Origin of the sequence: Oscillochloris sp. ZM17-4 (assembly GCF_019599295.1) — a bacterium.
Classification (GTDB): Bacteria; Chloroflexota; Chloroflexia; order Chloroflexales; family Chloroflexaceae; genus Oscillochloris.
Genome location: NZ_JAIEWN010000001.1, coordinates 236,652 through 245,692 on the forward strand (window position 1 = coordinate 236,652; position 9,041 = coordinate 245,692).

Below are 9,041 nucleotides of genomic sequence, written 5' to 3' on the forward strand. Positions count from 1 at the left end.
GTTCACAATATATGAGCGACACAGAAGGTATATGTGAGATGAAAGCCCGTGAGATCATGACGCGGAGCGTGATTAGCATCCTCGAGGACGCGACCGTCGAGGATGCGGCGCGGCTCCTGGCGCGCAATCGGATCAGCGGCCTGCCGGTGGTCAACGCCGAGGGTGCGCTAGTGGGGCTGATCACCGAGCACGACCTGATCGCCAAGCAGGGTCACACCGTGGCCAATATGATGAGCCGCGGGGTGATCAGCGTGAGCGCGGACACCGACGTGGATCAGGTGCAGCACCTGCTGACAAACCAGCGCATCCGGCGCGTGCCGGTGGTGGAGCACGGCAAGGTGGTGGGTATCGTGAGCCGCTCGGACCTGGTGCGCCAGATTGCGATGCGCTGGGTGTGCGGGGTCTGCGGCGAGATCGTGCGCAGCCTTGAGCCGCCGGAGACCTGCCCGCGCTGCGGCGCCGGCGAGAGCGCGTTCGCCCACGATGTGGTGCCGCCCGGGATGTAAGACAAGGGGATAGGGGATAGGGGACAGGGGACAGAGGACAGGGGACAGGGGACAGAGGACAGGGGACAGGGGACAGGGGATAGGTAGATTGCATTAACAAGCGATACGTGCCACCAAACTGTCAAGCTGGTTTGAATCTTGTCTTATGTAGTATGTCGAAGCTGTCCCCTGTCCCCTATCCCCTGTCCCCTGTTGTCTCATCTGATCATAAGGAGATGTAGATGGCCAAGGCTGAGGAAGCCGTACGGGAGTCCCTTGAGCAAGAGGACGTCGGGACGCTCCGGCACTACTACTACCAGATGCTCTTGCTGCGCCGCTTCGAGGAGCGCACCAGCGAGATGTATGTGAAGGCGAAGATCGGCGGCTACTGCCACCTGAACCTTGGTGAGGAGGCCACGATTGTCGGCCTGATGGCCGCCCTCACCCCCGACGATTATATTTTTACGAACTACCGCGAGCACGGCTATATCCTGGCCCGCGGCGTGGAGCCCGGCCCGATCATGGCCGAGCTCTTCGGCAAGGAGACGGGCGTCTCCGGCGGGCGCGGCGGCTCGATGCACCTGTTCGATGAGAAGGCCCACTTTATGGGCGGCTACGCGATCGTCGGCGGGCAGGTTCCGCTGGCGGTGGGCGCGGCCTACGCCCTGAAGTACCAGGGCCGGCCCGGCGTGGCCGTGGCCCAGATGGGCGACGCCACGACGAACATCGGCGCCTTCTACGAGTCGCTGAACCTGGCCAAGCTCTGGAAGCTGCCGGTGCTCTTCTTCATCGTCAACAACGGCTACGGCATGGGCACCTCGGTGGAGAACGGCTCCTCGGAGCCGGACCTCTACAAGAAGGGCGGCTCCTTCCGCATCCACGGCGAGCGGGTGGACGGCACCGATGTGCTGGCCGTGCGCGACGCGGTGCGCCGCCTGCGCCAGAAGGCCGAGCAGGAGGGTGAGCCGGCCATCCTCGACATCACCTCCTTCCGCTTCCGCGGCCACTCGGTGATCGACGCCGACCGCTACCGCGACGCGGACGCCGTCCGCCGCGGCCGCGAGGCCTTCGACCCGGTGCGCAACTTCGGCGCCAGCCTGCACGACCACGGGATCGCCGACGACGCCTTCCTGCGCGAGACGGCCGAGCGGGTGGACCGCGAGGTGCAGGAGGCGATCGACTTCGCCAACGGCAGCCCCGATCCGAAGTTTGAGGATATGTACACCTTCATGTACGCCACCCCGGTGCCCAATATCCCCGGCGCCGAGGACGCGATCCGCGAGGTCAGGATCAACCGGGGCGAAGTGTAGGGCGCAGCAGTCGCCAGCAACATATTGGAATTTATCATTATAAATACAGGGGCGACTGCTGCGCCCTTACAGGGATGGCATATGCCTGTTATCACCTACCGCCAGGCGCTCAACAACACGCTTGGCGAGGAGCTGGCCCGTGACCCGAACGTCCTGCTGATGGGCGAGGAGATCGGGCTCTTCCAGGGATCGTACCGGATCACCGAGGGCCTGCTTGAGGAGTTCGGCCCGCGCCGGGTGGTCGATACGCCGATCGCCGAGGAGGGCTTTGTCGGCCTGGCCATCGGCGCGGCGATGCTCGGCCTGCGCCCGGTCGTCGAGATCATGACGATCAACTTCATCCTGGTCGCGATCGACCAGGTGGTCAACCACGCCTCGAAGATCCACTACATGTTTGGCGGCCAGGTGCGGGTGCCGATGGTGATCCGCACGCCCTCCGGCGGCACCGGCCAGCTCGGGGCCACCCACTCGCAGAGCTTCGAGAACTGGTTCGCCTACTGCCCCGGCCTGAAGGTGGTGGCCCCGGCCACCCCCTACGACGCCAAGGGCCTGCTGCGCGCCGCTATCCGCGACGACGACCCGGTGATCTTCATCGAGAGCCTGGCTCTCTACGACACCAAGGGCGATGTGCCAGAGGACGATGACTACGTCGTGCCGATCGGCGTGGCCGAGGTCAAGCGCCAGGGCACCGATGTCACCGTGGTCTCCTACTCGCGCATGACCGCCGTGGCCATGCAGGTGGCCCAGCGCATGGAGCAGGAGGGCATCAGCGTCGAGATCGTGGACCTGCGCAGCCTGCGCCCGCTCGACCGCCCGACGATCATCGAGTCGGTGAAGAAGACGAACCACGCCGTGGTGATCGCCGAGGACTGGTACTCCTACGGGATTACCGCTGAGATCACCGCGACGATCCAGGAGGAGGCCTTCGACTACCTGGACGCGCCGGTGCAGCGGGTGGCCGGCCTGGAGGTGCCGCTGCCCTACGCCAAGGATCTCTCGGCGGCCACCAAGCCGAGCGCCAACAGCCTGGTGTATGCGATTAAGAAGGTGCTGGCGGGGAAGAAGTAAGGGCGCAGCAGTCGCGCCTGCGGATGTTGCGGTAAGCTTAAGGTATGCGCTGCGCGACTGCTGCGCCCTTACCCTGGCCGACAAGGAGTACACTATGGCAGAAGTAACCATGCCCCGGCTCTCGGACACAATGTCGGAGGGGACGGTCGGGCGGTGGCTGAAGAAGGTCGGCGAGGCGGTGGCGGTTGGTGAGATCATCGCCGAGATCGAGACCGATAAGGCCACGATGGAGCTCGAGTCCTTTGACGCGGGCACGATGCAGAAGATCGTCATCCCCGAGGGGCAGACGGTGCCGATCGGCGAGGTGATCGCCTATGTCGGCGAGGGCGCCCTGCCCGCCGAGGCGACTCCGGCCGCCGCGCCCGCCGTAGGGGCGAGCCAGAGTGCTCGCCCGGCCCCCGCCGCCTCCGCGCCCGCCACCAACGGCGTCGATGACGGCCGGGTGAAGGCCTCGCCTTTAGCCAAGCGGATCGCCGACGAGCTCGGCGTCGACCTGCGCCAGGTGGCGGGCAGCGGCCCCGGCGGCCGGATCGTCAAGGAGGATGTCGAGGCGGCCGCCGCCGGCAAGCCGCGCCCGGCCCTGGCCCTGCGCGAGCAGATCGTCGCCAGCGGCACCAGGGTCTCGGTGAACGACCTGGTGGTGAAGGCCTCGGCCAAGGCGCTGCGGGCCGTGCCGGCGGTGAACGTCAGCTACGCGGCCGGCCCCGACGGCCAGCCGGCGATCGCCAGCCACCCGGCGGTGAACGTGAGCGTGGCCGTGGCCCTGCCCGACGGCCTGGTGGCACCGGTGGTGCGCGACGCCGACAAGAAGAGCGTCGGCACGATCAGCGCCGAGATCCGCGACATGGCCACTCGCGCCCGCGACGGCAAGATTAAGCCGAACGAGCTCGACGGGGCGACCTTCCAGGTGACGAACCTGGGCATGTTTGGGGTGGTCGAGTTCGGCTCGATCATCACCGCGCCCCAGGCGGCATCGCTGGCCGTGGGCGCGGTGCGCAAGGTGCCGGTGGTGCGCGGCGACCAGATCGTGATCGGCCAGGTGATGAACGTCACCATCAGCGCCGACCACCGGGTGGTGGACGGTGCCGTGGCCGCCGAGTACCTCAAGGAGCTGAAGAAGCTGCTTGAGGCCCCGATGAGCATCCTGATCTAGCGTAAGGGCGCAGCAGCGCGGCGCTGCTGCGCCCTTACCTCAGCACGCCCAGCCCGCGCAGCAGGGCGCGGGCCTCGTGCTCGTAGAGCGCGGCGGCGTCGCCGATGATCGGCTGGAGGTGGCTGTCGAGCTCCAGCCCCACCAGCCCGTGGCCGATCGCCCAGCAGCGCAGGGTGGCGATCAGGACGGACAAGGGGATCTGCTGTCCGGTGTCGTGAATCCAGGTGGCGGCGTGCTCGGCGATGCTCGCCGGCACTGGCTGCCTGTCCAGCCCCGCGTCCAGGCGGCCCTGCGCGGCGGCCACCCCGAAGAGCTCGCCGAAGACGGCCAGGGTCGCCCGGGCCTCGGGCGCGGTGACGTCGGCGGGGCCGACGTAGCCGGGGATGGGTGTGCCGAAGAGCAGTGCGTACTCGGCGGGGTGGGCGACGGCCCAGGCCCGGTAGGCGCGCATGGTCGCTAGCAGGCGCTCGGCCACGTCCGCCCCGGCCAGCCGCTCGCCCTCGGCGCGCAGCGACGCGCCAAGGCCCCGGTAGGCGTCCACGATCAGGGCGGTGATCAGGGCGTCGCGGTTGGCGTAGTAGTAGTAGATCGCCGCCGAGCTGAGGCCCATCTCGCTGGCCACGGCGCGCAGCGAGAGGGCCGCCGCGCCGTCGCGGGCCATGTGGGCGCGGGCGGTATCCTTGATCTCGTCGCGGATGGCCGCGTGCTGGCGGGCGCGTCGCTCCTGCTTCATCAGTGCCGCCTCCGGCGGAGGGGCGGCTTCGCCGCCCGTATTCTCTTATGATTGAGGTATGGTCGGCGAAGCCGACCATACCTCAATCATAAAGCATGTCTGGGGTTTCACCCAGCGGAGCGCTACGCGGCGATGGGCAGCGCGGCGTGGTGGGCGCGGTACCAGGCCACGGTGCGGCGCACCCCCTCGGCGAGGGGCGTCGGCCGCTGGCCGAAGGCCGCCTCGGCGCGCGAGCTGTCCACCACAAAGGGCCGCTCGAACTCATACATCATCTCGACCGTCTCGCGGGCCTCGGGGATGAACAGGCCGCCGAGAGTCATCATCAGACGGCCCATGCCGCTCATCTTCGGCTCCAGGCCGAGCTCCTGGTAGATCAAGCCGATCAGCTCGCGCTGGGTGAGCGGCGCGGCGCTGGGCACGTGCCAGTGGCGGCCGAGGGCATCCTCGCGCTCGCCGAGGATGGCCATGGTCTCGCCGAAGTCGCCGATGTAGGTGTAGCTGTGGGGCAGGTCCAGTCGGCCGGTGGCCTGGGCGGCCTTGCCCGCGAGGGCCGGCTGGAACACTCGCTCGCCCAGGGACGAGCCGAGCACTCCGGGGCCGTAGAAGTCGGAGCCGCGCGCGGAGGCGGCGCGCAGCTGCCCGCTGCGGTGGGCCGCGGCCACCTGCTCGGCCATCTGGGCGCGCACCCGGCCCTTGCGGGTGTGGGCCGCGTAGGGCAGATCCTCGTGGATGGGGCCGTCCACCTGGCCGTACATGTACAGGTTCTCGGCCACGATCAGCTTCGCGCCGGCGGCGGCCGCCCCCGCGATGATCGCCGTCTGGAGCGGCGGGAACTTGGCGACCCACTCGGCGTAGCCTGGCTGGGCGCACTGGTAGACGGCGGCCGCGCCCTCGGCGACGGCGCGCACGCTCGCCTGATCGTACAGGTCGGCCCGCACAACCGCTGCGCCCGCCGGGGCCTCGGCCTGCCCGCTGCGGTTGACTATGCGGACGATGTGGCCCCGGCGCAGCAGGGCCTCGACGGTCGCCATGCCGAGCGGGCCGCTGCCGAGGACGACGTGGGTCTCTTGGGTGGTCATGTCGGTGCCTCTCCGTTTATTTATCACTGATAGAATTACTCTCTGGCGGTATTTTATCAGTGATAGAAAATTTGTCAATAGGCAAATATGCCGCCCGGCCGGCGATCTCGCCGCGCACCCGTGCTACAATGCGCCCGGTCATACCATTTCAGATTGCAGATTTTGGATTGCAGATTGCCGGGTACTGCGTTCCAATGCGCTATGTCCGTACTACATATGCGGCATGTTCCACAGGAATTGGTGTCAGACATGAAGCTTGGACGTATGTTGCTCTTCGCGTGCATCGGCTGGCTGGCGGGCGCGCTGATCATGATCTTTCTGGCGTTTGTGGTCTCCCCGGCGGTCATGGGCCGGCCACACAGCATTCAGGACCCGCTTGACCGGATCGTGCTGGGCATGGCGCTGCTGGGCATGACCCCCGGCGCGCTCGCGGGCGGGGTCGTCGGCGGGCGCATGATCCACGAGGGCGATGGCCGCAGCCAGCTGCTGATGGCGGCGCTGATTGGGCTGGTGGCCGCCATCCCCTTCGGCTGCTTTGGCTTCTGGCTGCTCGGCTGGTAGGTTGGGGGTTGGGGGTTGGGGGATAGATATTTTGCTTGACATAATAAATATGGAAATATCCCCGGCGCTGTCCGACCCGCTGGACCTTGTTGGGCGGGCGGAGCTGCTCGACGAGCTGGATCTGCTGCTCGCCGGCTATGGCTCGCCGCCCGATGACCTTCGGCGGCGGGCCGAGGCGCTGCGCGCCCGCGCCGAGGTGATCGACGCGGCACTAGCCGACGATCTGCGCGCGCGGATCCTGGCCGGGTCGCTCGGCCCCGCCGCGCTGCGGGCCGAGCTGCGCCGCTACGCGAGCGACCCCGCTGAGGGCGGGCGCGACGCCGACGACCAGTACGACAGCCTGGATCTGCTGATCGGGCGTGCGCTGGGCATCGCCGCGCCCGCCGGGGAGATCGCCGATCTGCCGGCGGGCATGGTGGCCTACCAGCCCACGCCGGCCCGCTGGCTGCTCGATCTGCCTGAGCGGGCCGGGATCACCGCGCAAGACACCTTTGTGGATATCGGCGCCGGCCTGGGGCAGGTGGCGATCCTCGTCTCGCTGCTCAGCGGGGCGCGGGCCGTCGGCGTCGAGATACAGCCGGCCTATGTGGCCGTCGCCCGCCGCAGCGCCGATCTGCTCGGCCTGGGGCGGGTGCGCTTCCGCGCCGAGGATGCGCTGTCCGCCGACCTGGGCGCCGGGACGGTGTTTTACCTCTATACGCCATTTGTCGGCGGCTGGCTCGTTCAGATGCTCGCCCGCCTGCGCCGTGAGGCTCAGTTCAGCCCGATCCGCGTCTGCGCCTACGGGCCGTGTGTGCCGGCGGTGCTCGCCGAGACCTGGCTCAGGCAGCGGGCGCGCTGCGGGCCGATCTATGTGTTGACATCCTGATTGGGACGCAGCGCGCTGCGTCCCTACGCGCGAGGCCGCACTATGCCGATCACCTTCACCCCTGTCTCCTTTGACGAGATCGCCAGCCTCGTCCGCGCCCACGTCGCGGCCCTGGCGTCGCCGTTCGACTCCTTCCTTGAGGATCACATCCTGGCCTCGAACCACTACCGCATCCTGATCGATGGCGCGGCGGCGGGATTCTGCTCGATCCACGGCGAGAGCCTGATCACGCAGTTCGCCCTGGCACCCGCCCACCGGCGTCACGGCCAGGCGGCCTTCTGGGGCGCGCGGCGGCTGGAGTCCGTCCAGGCCGCCTTCGTGCCCACCTGCGACGAGCTGTTCCTGGCCCACGCGATCGACGACTGCCGGCAGATCGACCGCCAGGCCTACTTCTTCCAGGCGCTCCCCGGCTCGCCCGCGCCGCCGGCGGATATTCGTGTGCGCCAGGCCGATCTGGCCGACCTGCCGACCATCCGCGCCGGCGCGGGCGGTTTCTTCGACAGCCTTGAGGCTAGCCTGGAGCAGGGCGAGCTCTACATAACGGAGCGGGCGGAGAGCTGCCTCGGCTTCGGGATCATCGACCGCAGCGTGCTCTACGCGGATGTGGGGCTGCTGCGGGTGAGCTACTAGTTGTAAGGGCGCAGCAGCGCCGCGCCGCTGCGCCCTTACCAGGGCTAGCCCCGCCCGATCAGAAAGCTCCAGATCGCGACGGCGGCCAGGCGGGCGGTGCGCCCGTCGATGTCGTGGGCCGGGTTGAGCTCGCTGACCTCAAGCAGGCGGCTGCGCGGCTCGGCGCCGGCCAGCTCGGCCAGCAGGCAGAGCTCCTCGCCGCTCATACCGAGCGGGTTGGGCGCGCTGACGCCGGGGGCGTCGGCGGCCCGCACCACGTCCATGTCCACCCCCCAGAAGACGCTGGCCGCCTCCGCCTCCAGGATCTCGCGCACGAGGGCGGCCAGCCCGGCGGCGCGGGCCTGGCGCAGACTGAAGGCGCGGGCGCCGCGCTCGGCCAGGTAGCGCCCGTAGGCCGCCGAGTTGGCGAAGGGCTGCCCGCCCAGCTCGACAAAGTGCCCCGGCGCGACGTGGCCGCCCTCTAGGAGCTGGCGGTAGGGCGTGCCGCTGTTACGCGGCGTGTCGGCCCGCACATCGTAGTGGGCGTCCACATTGATCGCCAGCGTCGGGCCTGCGGCGTCGGCCAGCCCCGCGCAGTCGGGGAAGCTGATGTCGTTGCCGCCGCCGAGGGCGACCAGCGTCTTGCCGTCGGCGATCACCCGGCGCACCAGGGCGCGGTGCAGCTCGTGGGTGGCCTCCAGATCCGGCTGGATCCGCGTGTCGCCCAGGTCGAAGAGGCGCAGACCCTCCAGGCCGGCCACGCCGAGCTTGTAGAGGGCGGCGCGGATGGCGGCTGGGCCGCCGGCGGCCCCGGGTCGGCCGCGGTTGCGGCGCACGCCCTCGTCCTGCGGGCAGCCGAGGATGACCACCTGCGCCGCCGCGTACTCCGCCGGGTCGGCCGCCACCAGCTCGCCGAGCCGGGGGTCGTGCGGGTCATCGCGGCGGTAGCGCAGGGCGGAGTCGGGGCGGGCCGTGGCGGCGAATAATGCCGTGTCGTTCATACATCACCCACGTAGGGCCGAAGTATGTGGGCCGCGCGCCTTTGGCGCGCGGCCCACATGCTTCGGCCCTACACCATCGTGATCGCCTGCTCGGCGTCCTCGGCCGTATCGGCGTCGGCGGGCGCGACCCCGGCGGGGTCGTAGCGGGCGCGCTCGTAGGCTGCGGTGAGCGTG

General features: G+C 69.1%; 10 protein-coding genes. 7 read left to right on the forward strand and 3 right to left on the reverse strand.

The features are described from left to right. Nucleotides 1-38 precede the first annotated feature (38 nt). From K2Z83_RS00920 to K2Z83_RS00935, 4 genes are all read left to right on the forward strand, one after another. Nucleotides 39-506, forward strand: coding sequence for a CBS domain-containing protein (locus tag K2Z83_RS00920; RefSeq protein ID WP_220593303.1), 468 nt, complete (start codon nt 39-41; stop codon nt 504-506). Nucleotides 507-727: 221 nt separating this feature from the next. Beyond that, nucleotides 728-1,795 carry a pyruvate dehydrogenase (acetyl-transferring) E1 component subunit alpha gene (gene pdhA, locus K2Z83_RS00925; RefSeq protein WP_220593304.1) on the forward strand — a complete coding sequence of 356 codons (1,068 nt, stop codon included), beginning with the start codon at nt 728-730 and terminating at the stop codon, nt 1,793-1,795. A gap of 81 nt (nt 1,796-1,876) precedes the next feature. Continuing rightward, a complete protein-coding gene (locus K2Z83_RS00930; RefSeq protein WP_220593305.1) occupies nt 1,877-2,863 on the forward strand; it encodes an alpha-ketoacid dehydrogenase subunit beta in 987 nt (328 codons plus the stop codon). A gap of 94 nt (nt 2,864-2,957) precedes the next feature. Further along, nucleotides 2,958-4,016: a dihydrolipoamide acetyltransferase family protein gene (locus K2Z83_RS00935; protein ID WP_220593306.1), complete on the forward strand. Its 1,059-nt coding sequence runs from the start codon at nt 2,958-2,960 to the stop codon at nt 4,014-4,016. 34 nt (nt 4,017-4,050) lie between these two features. Here K2Z83_RS00935 and K2Z83_RS00940 read toward each other — a convergent pair whose 3' ends face one another. Beyond that, entirely contained in the window at nt 4,051-4,749 is a 699-nt protein-coding gene (locus tag K2Z83_RS00940; protein ID WP_220593307.1) for a TetR/AcrR family transcriptional regulator, read from the reverse strand. Nucleotides 4,750-4,871: 122 nt separating this feature from the next. After that, nucleotides 4,872-5,828 (reverse strand): NAD-dependent epimerase/dehydratase family protein, encoded by a 957-nt coding sequence (locus tag K2Z83_RS00945; RefSeq protein WP_220593308.1) that lies wholly within the window; start codon nt 5,826-5,828, stop codon nt 4,872-4,874. A gap of 249 nt (nt 5,829-6,077) precedes the next feature. On the opposite strand from K2Z83_RS00945, the gene K2Z83_RS00950 reads away from it, so the two are divergent. Genes K2Z83_RS00950 through K2Z83_RS00960 form a run of 3 tightly spaced genes read left to right on the forward strand, consistent with a single transcriptional unit; the run spans nt 6,078 to nt 7,887 of the window. After that, the gene (locus K2Z83_RS00950) at nt 6,078-6,389 is read left to right on the forward strand and encodes a hypothetical protein (protein WP_220593309.1); all 312 of its coding nucleotides are present in this window, start codon (nt 6,078-6,080) and stop codon (nt 6,387-6,389) included. A 49-nt stretch (nt 6,390-6,438) separates the two neighbouring features. After that, nucleotides 6,439-7,257, forward strand: coding sequence for a class I SAM-dependent methyltransferase (locus K2Z83_RS00955; protein WP_220593310.1), 819 nt, complete (start codon nt 6,439-6,441; stop codon nt 7,255-7,257). 42 nt (nt 7,258-7,299) lie between these two features. Next, complete coding sequence (locus K2Z83_RS00960) at nt 7,300-7,887, forward strand: hypothetical protein (RefSeq protein ID WP_220593311.1); 588 nt, start codon at nt 7,300-7,302, stop codon at nt 7,885-7,887. A 44-nt stretch (nt 7,888-7,931) separates the two neighbouring features. Here the strand turns inward: K2Z83_RS00960 and K2Z83_RS00965 are convergent, their stop codons facing one another. After that, nucleotides 7,932-8,867, reverse strand: coding sequence for a formimidoylglutamase (locus K2Z83_RS00965; protein ID WP_220593312.1), 936 nt, complete (start codon nt 8,865-8,867; stop codon nt 7,932-7,934). Nucleotides 8,868-9,041 lie beyond the last annotated feature (174 nt).